Raw genomic sequence first — 19926 nt, 5'->3', positions numbered from 1 at the left:
GTTTAGTCACTACTTCAAGATAGCCAATGCGAGCAGGGCATTTAAGCAAATAGCGAGCTGGCTAAGGCGCCGCTTGCGCAGCATCCAACTTAAGTTATGGAAGAAGGCGAGCCGCCTCCATCGCTGGTTAAGACAGCATGGTTATAAAGGTAAGTTCGCTCACATCAACATGACGAGTTGGTGCAGTGCGCGAAGTCCCTTAGCAAGCTACGCGATGCCAAACAGTTGGTTCGATGAACTCGGACTAATGAACTTGGAAAATGTTGCAACGGGATATGTGTTCAGCAATTACGCTAAATAGCTATGTACATGAGCCGTATACGAGGCCCGTATGTACGGTTCTGTGAGAGGGATGAGGCGGTAACGCCTCACCCTACTCGATATGTCAAATTTTCGTAAAATAGACGTCACCGATAAACACACAATACTAGGTAATACATGAGCGCAGAAAGCGGTAAGCGACTAAACAAGTACATTAGTGACACCGGATTATGCTCTCGCCGAGAAGCCGACAAGCTAATAGAGCAAAAACGGGTTACCGTGAACAATAAACCGCCCGAGTTGGGTACCAAAATTGGCCCTAACGACGAAGTGCGGGTAGACGGGAAGCGCGTGAACGCCGTGGCAAAGGATAAGTCCGATCGTGTTTACATCGTCTATAACAAACCAATCGGCATTACGTGTACTACCGAGCGTCATGTAAGAGGCAACATCATTGACGCCATAAAACATAAACAGCGCATTTTTCCAATAGGTCGTTTAGATAAACCCTCGGAAGGGTTAATCCTGTTAACCAGCGATGGTGACATCGTGAATAAAATTTTACGCGCTGAGAATGCTCACGATAAAGAATACGAAGTCACTGTTAACCAACCTATTAGCGAGCGTTTTTTACAACGTATGGCGCGCGGTGTGCCTATTCTTGGCACGGTAACAAAGCCATGTACAGTAAAGGCGAGAGGAAAGTTTTCCTTTACCATAATTTTAACCCAGGGCCTAAACCGCCAAATTCGTCGTATGTGTGAATTTTTAGGCTATGAAGTAACCAAGCTTAAGCGCACCCGTATTATGCATTTGTCGCTAGATAAATTACCCCCTGGTCAGTGGCGAAACCTCACAGAAAAAGAGTTATCTACGCTAAACGAAGCCGTGAGAACATCTTCTAAGACGGCTACAATAGACGAAACGAGCGCATTAAATAAAAACCCAGCGGTGCAAACACAACCGGCGAAGGAAAAGCTGTCTTTACAGCGCAGAGGGAAAGGTCATCAAGGTACTAATAAATTTAGCAAAAAGTGACAATATTACATTTAGTTACATTTAAATAAAGTAAGCATCTTGTGTGCCCCACGGATTTATTTTATTGCTAATAACAGGTGAAGTGTAAGGGTAAAAAGTGATATTGGAAAAAGCGCCAGGCATAGATTGTTTAGCAAATATGATTTATGCTTTCGAGTAAATTTAACGCGCAAATATTGCCACCACACTATACTTACTATCCATGGAATGAAACGTTGTAAGCGCTGATAAATAGGAACCTTGAGTTGAAAACGGCCGTAGTACATTATAACGAGGAAGCAAGGTTACGCGTTCTGCGTCGCTTAAACATATTAGATACGCCTAGCGAAGAGCGTTTTGATAGGATTACGCGCCTTGCGGCGCAATTGTTTAACTGTGAGCACGCTGGAATTAGTTTTTTCGATGCGAAGCGTCAGTGGTTTAAATCGCAAGTTAATATTACCACCACAGAAATCCCACACGTTGAGGCTATTTTCCCGCATATTTTTGAATGTGACGATGTGTGCATTATAGAAGATGCGCAGCGTAATCCAGAGGTTTTTCATAACCCATTTGTAATAGATGCCCCTTATATTCGCTTTTACGCGGGTATCAATATTGTTATTGATGGTCAGACAGTGGGCGCCTTAAGTGTATTCGATCCTGCCCCAAGCACGATAAACGAGGCGCAAAAATCCAGTTTACGGGATTTAGCTAAATTAGTAGAAAGCGAGCTAAAAAATGCTGAACTGACAAAGTTATCGTCTGAATTGCAATACAACCAGTCTCGCTTAGAAGAAGGGCAAAAGCTCACTCATTTACGCAGCGATATACTTGAAAAAATCGTCCAGTTTAAATCTCTTTCCTCGGTGTTAGACGACATGGTGCATGCCATTGAAGTTGAATACTTACACCAAAAATGCGCCATATTGTTATTAGAGGGCAACCACCTGCGTTTAGGCGCAGCGCCCTCGCTACCTGATTTCTATAATGAAGCGATAGATGGGCTTGAGATTGGTATAGGGAAGGGGTCATGTGGCACCACGGCCTTTACTAATGAACGCACGATTGTCGAAGATATTTCATGTCACCCTTATTGGGCCGCGTGGCGAGATATTGCCCTAAATGCAAGCTTACGTGCGTGCTGGTCACAGCCTATTCAAGGTGCTAACGGTGAGGTTTTAGGTACTTTCGCTATTTATCATGAACAACCCGCTATTCCGACCCGTGACGAACTTGTGCGCATCCAGCAACTCGCGCATATGGCGAGCATTGCTATTGAGCGCGAAAGGGCGAATGAAATTATATGGCGTCAAGCCAATTTTGATGGCCTCACAGAACTGCCTAACCGTAGCTTAATGGAAGCGCATTTAAAGCAAGCTATTTACGCTGCCGAGCGCACCAAAACTAAAGTCGTCGTGATGTTTTTAGATCTCGATAACTTTAAAGATATCAACGATACCCTAGGCCATGATACCGGCGACGAACTGCTTGTTGAATGCGCCAGACGAATAGAAGCGTGTCTAGGCGACAACGCTAAAGTGTCAAGGCTTGGCGGCGATGAGTTTGTGGTCGTTCTAGATAACCTTACTGAGTTTACCAGCGTCGAAAAAGTGGTTCAAAAAATGCTGGCCACATTATCTGAACCTTATTCGCTAAAAAGAGATAAGGTTCATACCTCTGCCAGCATCGGTATTACTGTTTATCCTGACGATGCAAAAGATATTACCAGTTTGCTCAAAAATGCCGATCAAGCGATGTACGGCGCCAAAGCGCTGGGGAAAAATAGTTTTCACTACTATACCAAAAGCATGCGCGACAAAGCGTTAAAGCGAATGACGTTATTAAAGGACTTGCGCTATGCTATTGGTCACCAGCAATTGTTTGTAGAGTATCAACCTATCGTTGATTTAGCCACGTCGAAGATAACCAAAGCGGAAGCATTAGTACGCTGGCAACATCCTAAGGACGGGCTTATTCGTCCTGATGAGTTTATCCCTATTTCCGAAGAGTCAGGGCTAATTGTCGATATTAGCAATTGGGTATTCCGCCAAGTTTGCGCAGATGTAGTCCACTGGCGCAAACAGTATTCAGCCGATTTGCAAATTAGTATTAACACTTCTCCAGTTCATTATGCTGATCAAGACTCGTGTATTACTAATTGGATCGACTATATGGAATCGCATCAGGTTCCAGCAGAAGCTATCTTATTAGAAATTACCGAAGGCCTTCTGATGTCGGGCGACGATAGCGTATCAAACAAACTGTTCCATTTTAAAAAGAATGGGGTAGGGATAGCATTAGACGACTTTGGTACCGGCTATTCTTCTATCTCTTATCTTAAAAAGTATCCTACCGACTACTTAAAAATAGACAAAGGGTTTGTTCAGTCAGTCACTGAAGTCACTAACGATAAAGTGTTGTGCGAAGCCATTATTGTAATGGCACAAAAGCTAGGGATTAATGTAGTGGCCGAAGGTATTGAAACAAAAGGTCAGTATGACATGCTTAAAAACATGGGCTGTCAATTTGGTCAAGGGTATTTATTTTCTAAGCCTTTAGGTAAGCAAGCGTTTAACGCGCTGTTGTCTCAGCAATAATGTGTAATGGGGCTTGCCCAACGGTTTGAACTGGCGATGATGCACGGCCTACACTAATAGGAAATGTAGGCCGACGTGCTAATTGTTACAGCAAAGACGATGAATAAGTATACGGTTGAGACGACAAATAACACTTAGCTATCTGCCATTAACGACACCCATTTATTCTTCAGACTGTGATTCATCATCGTCTGTGTGCGTCATACGGGGTTTACGCTTGATGGGGGCCATACCAATATCTTGCCCCGTCATGGTATCTACACGCTTAACTTTCTTTGCCGCTTGATTTGACGGGCCGTTATGCTTTTCGCCATTTTTTGCTTTATTGTCTTTAGGCTTTAATTTTGCGGGCTTTAAGCCTTTAAACTGCGCCGGATGAGCGCTATGCGCTTCACAAGCTAGTGCGTATTGCAGGTGCTCTTTTAAGGCGGTAAAGCTTTTCCAATCTCGTGGCCCTATTAATGAAAAGGCCTCGCCCTTTTGCCCTGCACGCCCTGTGCGGCCAATACGATGGATATATTCATCGGCATTTTTGGGTAAATCAAAGTTTATCACCAAGCCAACTTTGGAAAGATCTAGACCCCGAGAAGCCACATCTGTGGTCACTAACACTGAATACTGACCACGAGCGAATTCGCTCATAATGGCAGCGCGTTTGTTTTGGGGTAAATCGCCCCGTAGTGCGATGGCTTCTAAATTATCTTCGTTTAATAAGGCGGTTAGCCTATCGGTATCTTCTCGTGTGGCGGTAAATACAATAGCTTGGTTATAACTACGCTGCTTAATTTCATGGCAAAGTAGCGTGTCTTTGTGGGCTACATTATCGGCGAAGTAGCATTGCTGATTTATGTCGCCATGTTCTGCTGTGGCGCTGCCAACGCTAACCCGAACAGCAGACTTGGTTAGTTTGCCCGTCATATGATTAAGCTCAACGCTATCTAATGTGGCAGAAAACAACATAGTTTGACGTTTTCTGTGGTTGGCAAACTCATTAATCATTGATAGCTGGGGAGCGAAACCTAAATCCAACATACGATCCGCTTCATCAAATATCAGCAGTTCTAAACCATTTAAGAACACACTTTTATCACCAAGATGATCGGCAATACGTCCAGCGGTGCCGACAATAATGTGTGGGTTGCGTCTTAATGCCTTCACTTGATCATTATAGTTTTCGCCGCCTACTACTAAAGAGCAGCTTAAATTTAACCCCGTACAAAGCGTTTTAGCTTCAATGAAAACCTGTTTGGCAAGTTCACGGGTAGGGGCAAGAATTAACGCACGGGGATCTTGGCGGCTTAACGCTTTTTGTGACATCAAACGGTTTATAGCCGGCACGAGAAACGCAAAGGTTTTACCTGACCCTGTTTTAGATGACGCAATGATATCTTTACCTTGAAGGGCAGGTAATATGGTTCTTTCCTGGATCTCAGTCAACTCGGTAATATTTTTATTTTCGAGTTTGGTAATGATTTTATGATGAACGGGTAAGTCGGTAACTAACAAGATAGGGCCTCGTGATTAATAGCAAGCGCTATTATCCCTTAAACCTCGTTATTATGAAAGCGCGGTATCGCTTACCGCGCCTATATCCTATTACACCACCATTTCAGCAACCGTTTCAGGCACAATAAGTTTACCTTTGGTTTTCTGTTTAATCTCTTCTACAGACACCCCTGGCGCACGCTCTCGCAGAATAAAGGCGCCGTCAGATACTTCAAGTACCGCTAAATCGGTTATAATTCGGGTAATACAATTCACGCCCGTTAGCGGTAAAGTGCACGCGTCTAGCAACTTAGAATTTCCATGTTTATCGGTGTGGGTCATAGTAACGATAATATTCTTAGCCCCCGCTACAAGGTCCATTGCGCCGCCCATACCCTTAACAAGTTTGCCCGGAATCATCCAAGAAGCAATATTGCCATTTACATCCACTTCAAAGGCACCGAGCACGGTGAAATCTACATGACCACCTCTGATCATGGCAAAACTTTCAGCCGAATCAAAAATAGATGCCCCTGTAATCGCCGTTACCGTTTCTTTACCCGCATTTATCATATCAGGGTCAAGTTCCGCTTCTGTGGGATAGCGTCCCATGCCCAGAAGGCCATTTTCAGACTGCAACATAACGCTAATGTCATCGGGTACGTAATTAGCCGCAAGGGTAGGTATGCCGATACCTAAATTAACATAATCGCCATCCTTAAACTCTTGCGCCACTCGCATAGCAATTTGGTCTCTTGTTAACGCCATTATACATTCTCCTTTGCCACGACCCGACGCTCAATTCGTTTTTCAAATGTCCCCTTGATGACACGGTTTACATAAATACCTGGGGTATGTATTTCGCTCGGTGCAATCTCGCCAGGCTCAACAATTTCCTCCGCTTCAACCACGGTTATTTTGCCTGCTGTCGCGGCCATTGGATTAAAATTTTGCGCTGTGTGGCGATAAACACAATTACCAAAACGGTCGGCCTTCCATGCTTTAACAATAGCGAAGTCACCGGTTATCGATTCTTCTAAAATGTACGGTCTATCGTTAAATACCTTAACTTCTTTGCCTTCGCCTACTGGCGTACCATAACCGGTAGCTGTGTAGAAGGCAGGTATACCTGCGCCACCCGCTCGCATTTTTTCAGCAAGTGTACCTTGCGGGGTAAGCTCCACCTCAAGCTCACCGTTTAACAGCTGCCTTTCAAACAACGCATTTTCACCCACATAGGATGACACCATTTTTCTAATTTGCTTATCTTCGAGTAAAATACCTAAACCAAAACCATCCACACCGCAGTTATTCGATACTATGGTTAATTCCTTCACCGCCATGGTTTTTATATGTGAAATGAGCCCCTCTGGGATACCACATAGCCCAAAACCGCCCGCAATAATGGTCATACCATCCTCTAAACCCTGTAAGGCGCTCGCGTAATCTGTTACTACCTTGTCGAAACCCGACATAACATCTTCTCCGATCCACTTTTATTGTTAATAAAAAGTATCGCCAATGTAACTTGTTATGTAAAATTGAATTTAGTATGCAACTAATAAGTTTTATTTATTAATAATGAATATCTCGTACCGCCATCTCCAAGTGTTTATTCATATTGCCCACTCGGCGACGTTTGCAGAAGCTGCATTAAAGCTTCATATCACTCAGCCTGCGCTTTCCTCATCGATACAAAAAATGGAAGAACAATTAGGCGGAAAGCTGTTTTCAAGAAGCACTCGGCGGGTAGAGTTAACCCGTGAAGGGGAGGCACTATTGCCCAATGCTATCCGGATTATGCGGGATTGGGAGGAGACTTTTGGTGACATTCAAAATTTATTTGCGATGGCGAAAGGGCGTCTAACAATTGCGGCTATGCCGTCTTTTGCTGAAAGCTATCTACCCACACTACTATCTCGTTACCACACTATGGCACCAAATATAAATTTGCGCATTCTTGATGTTGTAATGGAACAGGTAATCAATGATGTGAGCAATGGCCGCGCGGAAATAGGGTTCACTTTTGAGCCTCAGCGTAAAGACGGCTTAACCTTTGAAGCGCTGTTTGACGATGAGTTCATGCTCGTCGTCAATCCCGCTCATCCGCTTGCTAAAAAGCACTCTATCGACTGGGCTTCTTGCATCGCCTATCCGTTTGTAATGATGAATAGAGGCTCGGCAGTACGACAATGGACTGAACGGCAACTTGAACACTATGGCGAGCCGATTATTGTGGCTGAGACTGGGCAGTTAGCTACGCTGGGCCAATTAATTAACCAAGGGCTGGGCATTTCTATTATGCCGTCGCTTTGTCGTTCACATATGGAAAATATTGGTTTGGTGTGTATGTCGTTTAACGATGATATTTTGATGAAGCGAGTGGGAATTGTAAAGCAATCAAAACGGGATCTATCGGTCGCTGCCCAGAAGCTATGGGAAGAAGCCTTGGCTCGCCCCCTCTGATCAAAATAACTTGATAGAGAGGAAGAGCCCTGCTTATCAAATACGAATTGGTTCACAGGTGTAACAGAGATAGGGGTTTAAGGCTTGCGCCAGCGGGCTTTAACGCCCCGCGTATCTATATGAATGAATGCGCCTCTATGAGATTTTGGCCCGTATACGCCAAGACCACCGATAAGGCCTTTATATACGCTTCGTTTATTTAACTCGCTTATCATTTTGGCCATCACATCGGCGTCTTTTATCGTGTGGTTTCCATCCCCGTTCAAATCATCCATGCGGTAATTTCCGTCGTTGTCTACAAAAATATCTGCGGCGTCACCATATACGTGTCGGCTAAATTTAACGTTACCAATAGCACGGTTATATTGCGGGGTACGGTAACCGCTCATAACTACCATGTTATCCACGGGTATATCATTTAAATTCAATTCGCGCCGAAGCATTTCAAGTTTCAGCATTAAGGGGCTACGTAGATAAACAAACTTAGGGAAACGCGTACCTTGTTTGCTGGTAAATTCCTTTAATTTAAAATGGGGAGACAAGTTAAGTTCCATATTGTCTTCATTAACTTCAATAAACCCTTCTGGCTCTATATACATATCCTTATTCTTAATTTCACTTTCTTTAGGGTAGGGGCCAATGTGATAGTACTTAAGTCGGCCACCCTCAACTTCATCTGCGGGGGTCATAATAAAGGCGTTAATCACCATTTCGACGTTCCCTTTGTCATCCCGTACTTCTAAACGCTTTTCCCCGGGGTTCTGTGGTGCAGTCCAATTCCATGTGCCTTTTTCAGCATGGGCTACCGACTGGTTATCAGCGAACAGTGCATACTGGGTGTTGGGCTGGGGGTAAATAACCTCTAGCTCAGTGGTTTCCCCCGGTAGCACAAACATTGAAAATACGCGATAAGGCGAAACAATATCGCCAATTTTCATGTTAATACCCGCGTCAGGTAACGCTGAATAGTTTTCAACAATCACTGGTTCGTGTGGGGCTGGGCTCACTTGGTTTCGCTTATCTGGGTGTGATACCTGGGTATTTTTGACCCCTTGAAGTTTGTCTTGCCCGTGACAGGCACCGACCACGCTAAGGCCTGCGCCAAACACCATTACCTTTATAAACGTTGAAAGCACGTTGGGTTTCGCGTTAAAAAAGAAACCTTTTGCAGTTAATCTATGGGTTAGGGAGCGTTTCATAATGCCGTCCTTATCGTTATAGCGATGCCACTTGAGCGATAGAATTGAGTTCTGCTTCGTCACGTTGGTATATATCGTCGCGAAAGTTTATTTTCCCCTTTTCGTCAGCCCAAGCTGTCCAATAGACCAGATGGATTGGTAGTGGGTCATCCAAATGAAAGGTTTTTGACTTTTGCATTTCACGGGCCATGCTTACCTGTTTAACTAGGCTACTTCCACGTTGGATCTCAGCGATAATTTCAACCAGAGAAAAGGGGTCTTCAAGTCGGATGCACCCATGGGAGGCAGCCCGCATGGGCTGATTAAACCAACCCTGATTAGGCGTATCGTGGACGTACACCGCATGGGGATTGGGAAATAGATACTTTACTTTTCCTAAAGGGTTGTTGTCGTTCGGAAGCTTTACTAAAAAGTGCTCGAATTCATAAGGTTTAATAGACGCCCAGTCAATGGTTGAAGGATCGATAAGTTCATCATCCACAAAACTGTTTTTTCGGATAACAATATTATTTTTCGTAAGATAGTCAGGATCGGCAGCAACTTTAGGCGCTATTTCCCTCGTAGCAATAGAAAGCGGTATACGCCACTCTGGATTAACCACAAACTTTTCTATTTTGTCGCTAAAAGAAGGGGTTTTCCAACTCGGTCGTCCTACAACAACCCCTTTGCTTGCTTTCACTTCGCCATTATCAATAAAACGCAGGCGGTATTCAGGAATGTTTACCAGCACAAAAGATTCACCAAGCTTAGATTTAAAATCTTGAATACGCGCAATATTTAACGCCAGTTTGTCACGCTTTTGTGCTGCACTAATATTCATCGCCGCTAACGTTTTTGTGCCCACCACACCATCAACTTTTAGGCCATGACGACGTTGAAAATCTTTCACTACTTTTTCAACCTCAGACGTGTATTCACATACTGCTTGCGTGTTTTCGTTAGTAACATTACAGCTGTTTACTAGTTCGGGGTATTCAAATAGAAGACGCGTGATAATTTTCGTCACTGCTTCTCCTTTATCCCCTTTGCGAAAAGCCCCCTCAAGGAAGATGGGCTGCCAGCCACCTTTTGCAGCGATGTTTGCATAACGCAACTTCGCTTCTCGAAGTTGCGCTATATGGCTTTCAATATGGGCGTATTGATAAGAGGAAATGGCGGATTGTGCTTGTGAGGCCAGCGAGGTTGCTGCTGGTGATGAGGCAGTAGGATCGGCATTGGCCCCCAACATTGGCAAGCTCAGGCCGGCAGCCATCATAACGTTTTTTGCTAACTTCGATAGCGAGGTGCGTTTAATTGTTTCATTCTTAGGCAGCGTGTAAGCGCTAAGATTTTCAAACATTTTTTGCATCTTATCCATGGCTCATAATCCTTATCAGTCTTGATACTAACGAGGGAGCAAAACTGGTGCCAGCGCAATAACAAAAAATAAGCTATTGAAATTATTGCATTATTTAAGTTTGCACCAATAAAAGAGCGGACGAGAAAAAACCACTAATGTGTAGCATTTAGCACAGGGCGGTAATTTTGAAATGTGAAAAATGAACAGCGAAAGGCGCAAAAATTACAAAACTTATGGAAAGAAGCCTCCTCTAAGTATTTGAATTAATGACACAGATGAAGGCTATAGATATATTTAAGAGGAGATAGAGAACGCCTTTTATAGGTGTACGAAGGGGCGAAGAAAAAGCGTTACCACTTCTTCTTAGGAGCAAACAACTCATCTAGTTCGTCCCGTTCTTCCTCTTGCTTTTTCGCTCGGTCTTTAGCGTTAACATTTTTAAGGTTACTTTGAATTTCCTCTAACCATTCGTTTATTGACGCTAAACGCCCTTGAGCGTATTCGTCTTTTTGTGCCTGGTTTTCTAATGCCGTTTTCGCTTTCTCATAGTACTGTCTTGCCGAACCTAACATATTTGTTTGGTGCGCCGAACGACCGCGCTTAATTAAGGTTTCAACATTTACCTTTATTTGTAAGCGTTCTAATTGTTTTTCTTCTTCAATAAAGGTTTTAGAATCTATTTTTCCGCGACTATGCTCTGAGCGAAGCAAGACACGTAGCTTCTTCACGGCCTGTATGTATTGAATAATTTGCTTGTCGTTGTCTGGAAGTACGAATTCGTTTATTTGGCCCGTATTGTCAGTCGCATCATTACTTTGTTGCTCTAAATCGCTAATGCGCTGTTTTATTTCTGGTGTACTGTTTAGTTCGTAAATTACTTTTAGCGCATTTAACACACGGTTGTGCAAAATCTTTGTGAGTCGAGGAGAGGTGGGGATATTCGCCGCCGCCATAATAACGATTTCAGCTTCTTCTACAATGGCCCGTTGTTTTGCAAGTTCAGCACGTCGTTCAGCGTTTATTTTTTCACGCTGTTGCTGTATCGCGTTAATAAAAATTGCTGCGATAAGTAATACGACTATGAGAATTATTATTGTCACGTACATGCGCGTAGTTCCATTTATAACTGAGTTTATTTCATCTACCTAATACCGCGAGCTATCCGCACGCTGCGATTGGCCAATATTACGGTATTTTTACTTCAAATACACTTCCACCTAGACATCCTCCATTAGAAAGAGAAATGCTACCTCGTTCATCGCCCTGCGAATGTGCATCGGCAATAAGACGAGCAAAGAATAAACCTAACCCAGTGCGGCCTTGGCTTAGCTGAAAGTCTGCCAAATCTTCATGGCTTTTTTCTAACATGGCGGGCGGATAACCGCTCCCATCGTCTTCAATTTTTATGCTTAAAATATCGCCCTCAGTAATGGCACTTATATGAATTTTTGCCGTACCATAACGAAGCGCGTTTACCAGTACATCGTTAACTAACAAATAGATAAGTTCTCTGTCTAAATACCAACTAAGTTCAGGTGCTACACAAACCGTAACGTCAATCCGTTTTTGTTCAACGTAGAGTCGATTTGAATCAACCACATCAGACAGTAAATCTGCCACAAAACATTCGTCAACATTAATCGGCAAGCGCTCTAATTCGGCGCGATAAAGCGAAAGAATTTGAACTAAATTTGTATTAAGCCGCGACGCTTCATAATGCACGTTAGCTACTTGCTCACGGGCCTCACTATTGTGGGAAGGCAATTCGCGGGCAAGATTTTCGATTGACTGTATAAGTAGAAAAAGTGAATTTTTCATATCGTGGACAGCAGCAGCCAGTACCGAAGAAAAGTCTACCGGTGAACTGAGTTTATTTTTTACAGTCATTTTTCTATGAGCCTTGCATTTTTATTAGTGGGGCATAGCAATATACGAGAGATATTGTAAGTCCTCTAAATAAAACAAATACTTGGTATCTTATAAGAGGTTAGTATCACTTATTTCGCCACTAAATGCCCACTATTTTCACGATTATTATGGCCTTTTTGTAATAGCAGGTAGCAAAAATCAGTGGTTTTGGTTATAACGGTAGGGGTATAGTAGTGGGCTAACAACGAGGAACGGTGTTTTACATGAAATTACAACAGTTACGGTACATAGTTGAAGTACTCAATAATAATTTGAATGTCTCTGCTACGGCAGAAAGCTTATATACTTCACAGCCAGGTATCAGCAAGCAAGTTCGTATGTTAGAAGATGAACTAGGCGTTCAAATTTTTGGCCGTAGCGGAAAACACCTCACCCATGTAACTGATGCCGGGCAAGACGTTATCAATATTTCTCGCGAAATTTTAGCAAAAGTGGAAAGCATTAAAGCGGTAGCACGTGAGCATACGTTACCCGACCAAGGTAAACTTAATATTGCCACTACCCATACGCAGGCCCGCTATGCATTGCCTGATGTCATTCAAGGGTTTATGACAAAGTACCCTAAAGTTTCACTGCATATGCATCAAGGCACTCCTTCGCAAATTAGTGACTTAGCAGCAAAAGGCGAAGCTGATTTTGCTATAGCCACCGAAGCGCTTCACCTATACAACGACCTTGTAATGCTTCCATGCTATCACTGGAACCGCAGTGTTATCGTTAATAAAGACCACCCACTGTCTAAAAAGGGAAAAATTGATATTAGCGATATCGCCAAATATCCATTGGTTACTTATGTGTTTGGTTTTACCGGGCGCTCTGAACTCGATCATGCCTTTGAACGGGCTAACTTAACGCCAAAAATTGTTTTTACCGCTACGGATGCTGATGTTATTAAAACTTACGTACGCTTAGGCGTGGGAATAGGCGTTATTGCGTCGATGGCAGTGAATGAAGAACTTGATGACGATTTGGTAAAAATAGACGCTAGCCATCTTTTTGAATACAGCACGACAAAAATAGGCTTTCGTAAGGGCTCATTTCTGCGTAGCTACATGTTTGATTTTATTGAGCGGTTTGCGCCTCACTTAACAAAAGATAAGGTTGAGAAGGCAATGATGCTCAAAAATAACGACGAAGTAGAAAGAATGTTCAAGGGCGTAACCTTGCCAGTGAAGTAGCAAAACGTCACCGTGTTTTGCACGTTATTAAGCATTAAATACAAGGACGGCTTGCCCGTCCTTGTTCACATCTAACATTCGATAATGTTTACCGCTAACCCCCCGCGGGCAGTTTCTTTATATTTTGTCTTCATATCGTTACCGGTATCGCGCATGGTTTTTATTACTTTATCTAAAGATACTTTGTGCTCACCGGTACCGCGTAACGCTAAACGCGAAGCATTAATTGCTTTTATTGCCCCCATCGCATTTCGCTCAATGCAAGGCACTTGAACAAGACCGCCCACCGGATCGCAGGTTAGCCCTAAATTGTGTTCCATGCCAATTTCAGCTGCGTTTTCAACCGCTAATACAGTTCCCCCCATAATTTCAGCAAGGGCACCCGCGGCCATTGAGCAGGCAACACCAACTTCGCCTTGACACCCCACCTCAGCACCTGAAATGGACGCGTTTTCTTTATAAAGAATACCAATTGCACCAGCGGTTAACAGGAACCGGCTTGCAACTTCTTCATCTACAGGGCGGATAAACTTATCTACGTATTGAAGTACCGCAGGCAGAATACCGGCTGCGCCATTCGTTGGAGCTGTTACCACACGTCCGCCTGCGGCGTTTTCTTCATTTACCGCTAGCGCAAAAAGATTTACCCAATCCATGGTTTGCATAGGATCGTTAGTGTGTTCTGTTTGTAAGCGTCGATACAAAGCTGGCGCACGTCTGATAACTTTTAACCCGCCGGGCAAAATACCTTCGCTTTCAATGCCTCGCTGAATGCATGCCTTCATTGCTAACCAAATTTCGTGAAGTTTTTGTTTGACTTCGTGGGTGGGTCTAAACGTGGCTTCGTTTTTCAACATAATTCCGCTAATGCTCAACCCATTGTTTTTACACTGGGCAAGCAGGTCAGCAGCGGTTTTAAATGGAAAAGGAACGTTAGCTTGTACCGCAGCGGCATGAGTTTTCGCTGCGTCAAACTCTTCATCCTTGATGATGAAGCCGCCCCCAATGCTATAGTACGTTTGCTCTGCAACTAACTCATCACCTGCATAGGCATAAAACGTGAGGGCGTTAGCATGTTTAGGCAGTGTTTTTCTGCGATGGAAAATAATCGCGTTTTTATTGGGAAAGGGAATGACGTTTTCGCCATTTAGCGCTAACTGTTCACTGTTTTTAATTTCTTCTAGTAGCGGCTCAATTTTATCAACATCCACCGATTCAGGGTGTTCGCCACACAAACCTAAAATCACCGCTTTGCCCGTTCCATGTCCAATACCAGTTTGGCCTAGCGAGCCGAACAATTCTACTTTAACCCTGCTGATGGTAGAAAATTGCGTGCTATCTGCTGCTAGATTGTGTGCAAATTCGGCTGCTGCACGCATAGGGCCCACCGTGTGGGAGCTTGAGGGGCCTATGCCTACGCTGAACATATCAAAAACACTAATCATAAGGTTACATATAGTTAATCAACAATAGGGTGATGATGCATGTAGATGGACAAAGTCTCAATACAAAAATGCTAATCTTAAAATTAGAAATGCTAATGAGATGTAAAGCTTGTTTATTTTTTGGGCCGCCATCGATAAAATAACTATTGCCGTAGAGTCCAGCGCGCTACATCACCAAGCAAGAAAAAAGCTTACCTTTAATCAATCAGCTTTACACATGGCTAACTAAACCAGTCCAGCAAGTGCTACCGAAAACCAAATTAGACGAAGCAATACAATACAACTTGAACCAATGGGAAAAACTCGCGCGGTATTAACACCTTATCTCTATACAATAGCGGTCTGCCCAATACTAAAAAGAGTAATGGTAATGTAGCAGTGCACAACCAATACCATTGGGATAGCAACGTAAAGCGCAATAGGTATGGACCTTAAGGTGCCGCATGAGGAAGTTCTCCTGACGACGAAATTGGTTACACAGGGCATAAGCAAGATACCGATATCGGGTTGATTTATATGCAGGCACGATACTATGATCCAGTTATCGGTCGTTTCTATTCCAATGACCCTATTGGATTCCGTGATGTGCATAGCTTTAACCGTTACGCTTATGCGAATAATAAGCCATATAAGTATACAGAGCCTGATGGTCGAGATGCAGTTTCGGTTCAGATTGAGTATAACCTACCTTCAGCTATTTCTATGCTAAATACTTCTAGCTTTGTAACTGACACTCTGGGCGTGACAATTCCAGAGGGCTTCAATGTAAGTGCCACGGTTTCTTTTCCGGGCTTATCAGATAATGGAAAATGGGGACTTGGAGGTAGTTTCAATGCAGTATGAATCGCGCACCAAGCTTGCTGAGGTTTATGGTAAGTCCCATCCTTCCGCGTTAAGCAACATGAGTATTTTCAAGCTAACACAGAGTAGGTAATGCATTTGCATTACCTCTTCATTCATACTAAAATCAAAACTAATGACAGAAGTAAAAGGTAGAGGTTGTTATGGCACAAGTTGCTTTAGAAACTGAATCAACATTGACAGACCGTTTTCAAACCACCGTGCCTAGTCCTGTTCGTAAGGCATTGCACTTAGGTAAGAAAGACAAAATTAAATACGCGATACAGTCTGATGGCAGTGTTGTTATTTCGCGTGTAGCAGCGCAAGAAAGTGACCCTGTGCTTGGGGAATTCTTATCGTTCATAGCACGTGATATGCAGGCTCACCCAGAGAGGCTAGAACCGTTATCAGCAAGTATGCGTGAAAGCGTTGATGCGTTAGTTCAAGGTGTTGAGATTGACTTAGATGCTCCGTTGTTGGATGAGGACGAGTAAGTTTGCAAAAAACGATACCAATGGTCGTAAATAGTTGGACACTTTACACTCATCCATTGTTTAAAGAGCAGTACCTTAGTCTTAAATCACAAGTTGAGGCTTCACGTAAGAAAGATTCAAAAGGCTACCTTAAAAAGAATGCCACGAAACGATTAGCTGCTATTCAAAGGCTAATCTTCGAATTAATACCACATGACCCTACCAGCGCTGAATTTCGCCAAGGAAATACATTAGGTGATGATAACAAGCACTGGTTTAGGGCAAAGTTCTTCCAACAATACCGTTTGTTTTTTCGTTATCACCTAGAGTCGAAGGTCATCGTGTATGCTTGGGTTAATGACGAGAAAAATAAACGAGCATACGGTAGCAAGACCGATGCTTACAAAGTGTTCGAAAAGATGTTAGCGTCTGGTCATCCTCCTGAGGGATGGGAAGATCTTTTAAAAGCAGCCAAGGACGAATTGCTCTCTCCATAAGCGAACCGATTGTTTTTCCACAAGAAAGTAGTCTGGATCGTATTTCCGATTATTTTATATGCAGGCACGATACTATGATCCAGTCATAGGTCGTTTTTATTCGAATGATCCTGTTGATGCCGCATTTTTCATTTCGCAAGGAAAGATACAAGGGTTTAACAGGTACGCTTATGCTGCTAATAACCCTTATAAGTATGTTGACCCTGATGGTAAGAATTGGGCTTTAGCTGCTGTTGCAGGTACATTTGTTTGTGGTCCTGTCTGTGGTGGGATTGCTGGATTGGCAGTAGGATCAGGTGGCTCATATCTAACTATACAAGCGATTAATCATTTTAATGAGTCATCAGACGGTAATGTTAAAATTGACGATAAAATCAAAGATCAATTGGGTGACAGAGGTTGGACAGAAGATGAAGTGAATGACTTGGTTGGTAACACCGAGCCAACAGGTGAGTCTACTGATAATAGAAGACCAAATAAGACTCCTGATGGAAAAGGTAGAAATGATCCCGCATTTGTTTACGGTTCAAAGGATGGTGGATCACACTGCGTTTATTGTTTCTTTGCAAAAGGTTGAAGAATAAATTGAGTAATAGTTTTTGAATCCAAAGCCTCGCACTCGCGGGGCTTTGTTTTTTGCTGGCTATTGGAATTTTGTTTTCAAGGCTATTTGAGCGCCTCAATGAAAAAATCCGTTTGGTGCCAAATTCAATTGGGTGATCTGCGCAGGGGAAAAGCCGTGCCGATTTTGATGTACTGATATAGCTGCCCGGTGAAAATCGGTAAGTCTCAACTTCTTCGCAAGTGCCCCAGAGGATTTTGCCGATCAATTCCTCATCATCAAAAACAGAAACAATGTACCAATCTTTAACCGTAGTACATCATGATGTAAGCCCTGTGACAATTTACGATGATAATAGAAAGAATTCAGTTTAAAACATACTGAAAGCATGGATCTAATCCGTAGTTTTTTACCTGAAATTAGCACTGGTGATAGACCGCTGTTAAGCTAACAGTCGGCAGATTACGGATATTGCAACCTATTAAGTTCACGTTTATTAATTATGGTTTTTGGTCGATTTAAATCTATCTCTAATAGAATCATGCGATAGATTTAAAGACGCTGTGGCGTTACTGGTAGCTGGGAACATAAAAGCGAGAAAGCCCCATAACTAGGGATGAATATGATGAGAAAGGTTTCGTAATATGGCAGCGGTAGCGCCCCAGATCATTTTGTCCTGCCAAGGAATAAAATAAATAGGAAAGGATGCATTACCGCGGTGAGATGTGTGAATGAGGTGGTTTTTCCGGTTAAGTACATGAGCTAAAGGGACCTCAAAGGCACTTTCTACTTCATTAGCGTCTAAAACAACTTGAAAATTAGGTTTAACAAAGCCAATAACAGGCGCAATATTATAGCGACTTATTGTCCGATACGAAGGAAGCATTCCTACTACCTCCACATTTTCGTAGGGTAAACCAATTTCTTCATTTGCTTCTCGTAGGGCGGCGTCAAACACGTTGTTATCTACCTCATCTACTGCGCCCCCTGGGAAACTAATTTGTCCAGGATGATGACGAAGATGATGAGCACGCTCGGTCAATAAAACCGATAGTTTGTTGCCATAGTCGAGCAAAGGGATAAGCACAGCGGCGGGCCTTCCTGCCGCCGTTAGCGGGAAATCGGGCTCTCTGTAAGGTTGCCTTAAATGATGGAACTGTGCTAAAAACTCACTTCGGGTCACGCTATTTATCCAAACTTATCTTCGAGTACCGGCAATATTTTAGATACCTTATCTAGGGTTTCTTGATATTCTTCATGGGCCTTTGAATCTAACACAATACCCCCGCCAGCCCAGCAATGCAGTTGGTTGTTTTCAGCCAATAGTGTGCGAATACAAATGCTAGAGTCAAGATCGCTACGACTGCCCATATAAAAAATACTGCCACAATAAATATTGCGCCTGTGAACTTCTAATTCATCAATAATTTCCATTGCGCGAATTTTCGGGGCCCCCGTAATTGAACCACCAGGGAAAGCGGAAGCCAACAAATCAAGCGGTGTAGCATTATCGTTAAGTTCGCCTACAACAGTACTTACAAGATGATGTACCGCTTCATAACTTTCTAACGCAAAAAGATGGGGCACGTCTACTGAATGAGGCTTGCAGTGCTTCGATATATCGTTGCGCAGCAAATCTACAATCATAAGATTTTCCGCTCTGTCTTTTTGCGCACTCAACAGCGCAGCGGCGCTTTCCGCGTCAGCGGCCGGATCAGTAAAGCGTGGGCGCGTGCCCTTTATGGGCTTTGTTTCCACCCGGCCCTCAGATACTTTTATAAATCTTTCCGGAGAAATACTAATAACTGTACTTTGGGGTAACTGAATATAGGCTGAAAAGGGCGCTTGATTGGCGTTTCGTAACGCCACATAAGCATCCCACACGTCACCGTTAAATTTTGCACTGAAGCGTTGCGCCATATTAACTTGGTAACAATCGCCTGCAATTAAGTATTTATTGATAGCATCGAGGCGTTGCGAATATTCAGCTGGGGATAAGTTAGACTGCCAGCCACATGTGAGGGCAAAGGGGACATGCTTATCCCGTCTAGCGTGGTTTTCTGCATCTAGGTTGGGAACATGAGTGCCGTCGGTGGAGCAATAGAATATCTCACCTGTGTGAGAATCTTCGATAAGTGAATGAAGATAGAGGCCTACTGCAAAATCTGGGGTTGCATAGTCATCTATGGCATTTGTCGGCAGCGCTTCATAATAGCGGCCAGTATCGTAACCAGCCATGCCCGCTACCCCTACCAAAAACGGTAATTGTTCACTTAAGCTATGGTTTTGCTTACTAATAGTTAGTTCAGCTACTTCACTATGAAGATACGCATTGGTTGCTTCAAAGGGGGAGAGGGGTAAACGTGTTGTATTGCCTGAGGTCATACATTGTAAGTGAGTTTCACCTCTTTTAGCGGTAATAACCTTAGCCGGCGACCACAACATTATATTAAAACGGCCATCACTTTTTGTGGAACCACATGTATCAAGCAGCATGGACCATGGTTGATTTGCAATACGTGCAAATATATCAACAAGACCGACGCCTTTCTCGCGCGGCTTATAATGGCTTATGGTGATAGTTAGGGGATTTGCGGGGGCCATGCTAATTTCGACTCTACACTCGCTATTCTAA

General features: G+C 43.3%; 19 protein-coding genes and 1 pseudogene. 10 read left to right on the top strand and 10 right to left on the bottom strand.

Annotated features, from left to right (window positions below; translation table 11 throughout):
* The 3 genes from GTH32_RS08995 to GTH32_RS08985 form a co-directional block, all read left to right on the top strand.
* Positions 1 to 301: group II intron maturase-specific domain-containing protein (locus GTH32_RS08995; protein ID WP_281360029.1), on the top strand; the 301-nt coding region annotated here is incomplete at its 5' end.
* Positions 302 to 438: 137 nt separating this feature from the next.
* Entirely contained in the window at positions 439 to 1299 is an 861-nt protein-coding gene (gene rluF / locus GTH32_RS08990) for a 23S rRNA pseudouridine(2604) synthase RluF (RefSeq protein ID WP_163084903.1), read from the top strand.
* Positions 1300 to 1544: 245 nt separating this feature from the next.
* Complete coding sequence (locus GTH32_RS08985; RefSeq protein ID WP_163084901.1) at positions 1545 to 3878, top strand: bifunctional diguanylate cyclase/phosphodiesterase; 2334 nt, start codon at positions 1545 to 1547, stop codon at positions 3876 to 3878.
* 162 nt (positions 3879 to 4040) lie between these two features.
* Here GTH32_RS08985 and GTH32_RS08980 read toward each other — a convergent pair whose 3' ends face one another.
* The 3 genes from GTH32_RS08980 to GTH32_RS08970 form a co-directional block, all read right to left on the bottom strand.
* Positions 4041 to 5384, bottom strand: a complete 1344-nt coding sequence (locus GTH32_RS08980; protein WP_163084899.1) for a DEAD/DEAH box helicase — start codon at positions 5382 to 5384, stop codon at positions 4041 to 4043.
* A 90-nt stretch (positions 5385 to 5474) separates the two neighbouring features.
* Positions 5475 to 6131, bottom strand: a complete 657-nt coding sequence (locus GTH32_RS08975) for a CoA transferase subunit B (protein ID WP_163084897.1) — start codon at positions 6129 to 6131, stop codon at positions 5475 to 5477.
* Complete coding sequence (locus tag GTH32_RS08970) at positions 6131 to 6838, bottom strand: CoA transferase subunit A (protein WP_163084895.1); 708 nt, start codon at positions 6836 to 6838, stop codon at positions 6131 to 6133. The genes GTH32_RS08975 and GTH32_RS08970 overlap by 1 nt, the downstream gene beginning before the upstream one ends.
* A gap of 106 nt (positions 6839 to 6944) precedes the next feature.
* Here GTH32_RS08970 and GTH32_RS08965 point away from each other — a divergent pair, with 106 nt between their 5' ends.
* Entirely contained in the window at positions 6945 to 7829 is an 885-nt protein-coding gene (locus tag GTH32_RS08965; protein WP_163084893.1) for a LysR family transcriptional regulator, read from the top strand.
* Positions 7830 to 7906: 77 nt separating this feature from the next.
* On the opposite strand, the gene GTH32_RS08960 is transcribed toward GTH32_RS08965, so the two are convergent.
* From GTH32_RS08960 to GTH32_RS08945, 4 genes are all read right to left on the bottom strand, one after another.
* Positions 7907 to 9028 (bottom strand): YcbK family protein, encoded by a 1122-nt coding sequence (locus GTH32_RS08960; protein WP_246223195.1) that lies wholly within the window; start codon positions 9026 to 9028, stop codon positions 7907 to 7909.
* Between the two features lie 16 nt (positions 9029 to 9044).
* Complete coding sequence (locus GTH32_RS08955) at positions 9045 to 10385, bottom strand: L,D-transpeptidase family protein (RefSeq protein ID WP_163084891.1); 1341 nt, start codon at positions 10383 to 10385, stop codon at positions 9045 to 9047.
* 332 nt (positions 10386 to 10717) lie between these two features.
* The gene (locus GTH32_RS08950) at positions 10718 to 11473 is read right to left on the bottom strand and encodes a hypothetical protein (RefSeq protein ID WP_163084889.1); all 756 of its coding nucleotides are present in this window, start codon (positions 11471 to 11473) and stop codon (positions 10718 to 10720) included.
* Between the two features lie 79 nt (positions 11474 to 11552).
* Positions 11553 to 12254 carry a sensor histidine kinase gene (locus tag GTH32_RS08945; protein ID WP_163084887.1) on the bottom strand — a complete coding sequence of 234 codons (702 nt, stop codon included), beginning with the start codon at positions 12252 to 12254 and terminating at the stop codon, positions 11553 to 11555.
* A 245-nt stretch (positions 12255 to 12499) separates the two neighbouring features.
* Between GTH32_RS08945 and cysB the strand changes: the two genes are divergently transcribed.
* Positions 12500 to 13474, top strand: coding sequence for an HTH-type transcriptional regulator CysB (gene cysB, locus GTH32_RS08940; RefSeq protein WP_163084886.1), 975 nt, complete (start codon positions 12500 to 12502; stop codon positions 13472 to 13474).
* A gap of 71 nt (positions 13475 to 13545) precedes the next feature.
* Here the strand turns inward: cysB and GTH32_RS08935 are convergent, their stop codons facing one another.
* Positions 13546 to 14919: an L-serine ammonia-lyase gene (locus GTH32_RS08935; RefSeq protein WP_163084885.1), complete on the bottom strand. Its 1374-nt coding sequence runs from the start codon at positions 14917 to 14919 to the stop codon at positions 13546 to 13548.
* A 164-nt stretch (positions 14920 to 15083) separates the two neighbouring features.
* On the opposite strand from GTH32_RS08935, the pseudogene GTH32_RS19495 reads away from it, so the two are divergent.
* From GTH32_RS19495 to GTH32_RS08910, 5 genes and pseudogenes are all read left to right on the top strand, one after another.
* Positions 15084 to 15233 (top strand): annotated as a pseudogene (locus tag GTH32_RS19495) (IS66 family transposase); the annotation flags it as partial.
* A gap of 154 nt (positions 15234 to 15387) precedes the next feature.
* A complete protein-coding gene (locus GTH32_RS19490) occupies positions 15388 to 15762 on the top strand; it encodes an RHS repeat-associated core domain-containing protein (protein ID WP_343033416.1) in 375 nt (124 codons plus the stop codon).
* 161 nt (positions 15763 to 15923) lie between these two features.
* Entirely contained in the window at positions 15924 to 16253 is a 330-nt protein-coding gene (locus GTH32_RS08920; protein ID WP_163084884.1) for a type II toxin-antitoxin system PrlF family antitoxin, read from the top strand.
* Positions 16254 to 16273: 20 nt separating this feature from the next.
* The gene (locus GTH32_RS08915; protein WP_163084918.1) at positions 16274 to 16729 is read left to right on the top strand and encodes a type II toxin-antitoxin system YhaV family toxin; all 456 of its coding nucleotides are present in this window, start codon (positions 16274 to 16276) and stop codon (positions 16727 to 16729) included.
* A gap of 58 nt (positions 16730 to 16787) precedes the next feature.
* Positions 16788 to 17306 carry a colicin E5-related ribonuclease gene (locus GTH32_RS08910; RefSeq protein WP_203565424.1) on the top strand — a complete coding sequence of 173 codons (519 nt, stop codon included), beginning with the start codon at positions 16788 to 16790 and terminating at the stop codon, positions 17304 to 17306.
* A gap of 595 nt (positions 17307 to 17901) precedes the next feature.
* On the opposite strand, the gene GTH32_RS08905 is transcribed toward GTH32_RS08910, so the two are convergent.
* Together GTH32_RS08905 and pabB are read right to left on the bottom strand one after the other, a co-directional pair.
* The gene (locus tag GTH32_RS08905; RefSeq protein ID WP_163084883.1) at positions 17902 to 18474 is read right to left on the bottom strand and encodes a CoA pyrophosphatase; all 573 of its coding nucleotides are present in this window, start codon (positions 18472 to 18474) and stop codon (positions 17902 to 17904) included.
* Between the two features lie 5 nt (positions 18475 to 18479).
* A complete protein-coding gene (pabB, locus tag GTH32_RS08900; RefSeq protein ID WP_163084882.1) occupies positions 18480 to 19895 on the bottom strand; it encodes an aminodeoxychorismate synthase component I in 1416 nt (471 codons plus the stop codon).
* Between the last annotated feature and the right edge of the window lie 31 nt (positions 19896 to 19926).

The organism is Alteromonas profundi, assembly GCF_010500865.1.
GTDB lineage: Bacteria > Pseudomonadota > Gammaproteobacteria > Enterobacterales > Alteromonadaceae > Alteromonas > Alteromonas profundi.
Note: the sequence above shows the minus strand (reverse complement) of the source record. Positions and strands in the feature narration are given on the sequence as shown.

What these genes read in the sequence shown, in the direction of transcription:
- rluF (WP_163084903.1), top strand. Translation starts at nt 439, where the DNA reads ATGAGCGCAGAAAGCGGTAAGCGACTAAACAAGTACATTAGTGACACC.
- GTH32_RS08975 (WP_163084897.1), bottom strand. Translation starts at nt 6,131, where the DNA reads ATGGCGTTAACAAGAGACCAAATTGCTATGCGAGTGGCGCAAGAGTTT.
- GTH32_RS08955 (WP_163084891.1), bottom strand. Translation starts at nt 10,385, where the DNA reads ATGGATAAGATGCAAAAAATGTTTGAAAATCTTAGCGCTTACACGCTG.
- GTH32_RS08920 (WP_163084884.1), top strand. Translation starts at nt 15,924, where the DNA reads ATGGCACAAGTTGCTTTAGAAACTGAATCAACATTGACAGACCGTTTT.
- GTH32_RS08960 (WP_246223195.1), bottom strand. Translation starts at nt 9,028, where the DNA reads ATGAAACGCTCCCTAACCCATAGATTAACTGCAAAAGGTTTCTTTTTT.
- GTH32_RS08965 (WP_163084893.1), top strand. Translation starts at nt 6,945, where the DNA reads ATGAATATCTCGTACCGCCATCTCCAAGTGTTTATTCATATTGCCCAC.
- GTH32_RS08970 (WP_163084895.1), bottom strand. Translation starts at nt 6,838, where the DNA reads ATGTCGGGTTTCGACAAGGTAGTAACAGATTACGCGAGCGCCTTACAG.
- GTH32_RS08945 (WP_163084887.1), bottom strand. Translation starts at nt 12,254, where the DNA reads ATGACTGTAAAAAATAAACTCAGTTCACCGGTAGACTTTTCTTCGGTA.
- GTH32_RS08935 (WP_163084885.1), bottom strand. Translation starts at nt 14,919, where the DNA reads ATGATTAGTGTTTTTGATATGTTCAGCGTAGGCATAGGCCCCTCAAGC.
- GTH32_RS08950 (WP_163084889.1), bottom strand. Translation starts at nt 11,473, where the DNA reads ATGTACGTGACAATAATAATTCTCATAGTCGTATTACTTATCGCAGCA.
- cysB (WP_163084886.1), top strand. Translation starts at nt 12,500, where the DNA reads ATGAAATTACAACAGTTACGGTACATAGTTGAAGTACTCAATAATAAT.
- GTH32_RS08910 (WP_203565424.1), top strand. Translation starts at nt 16,788, where the DNA reads ATGCAGGCACGATACTATGATCCAGTCATAGGTCGTTTTTATTCGAAT.
- GTH32_RS08915 (WP_163084918.1), top strand. Translation starts at nt 16,274, where the DNA reads ATGGTCGTAAATAGTTGGACACTTTACACTCATCCATTGTTTAAAGAG.
- pabB (WP_163084882.1), bottom strand. Translation starts at nt 19,895, where the DNA reads ATGGCCCCCGCAAATCCCCTAACTATCACCATAAGCCATTATAAGCCG.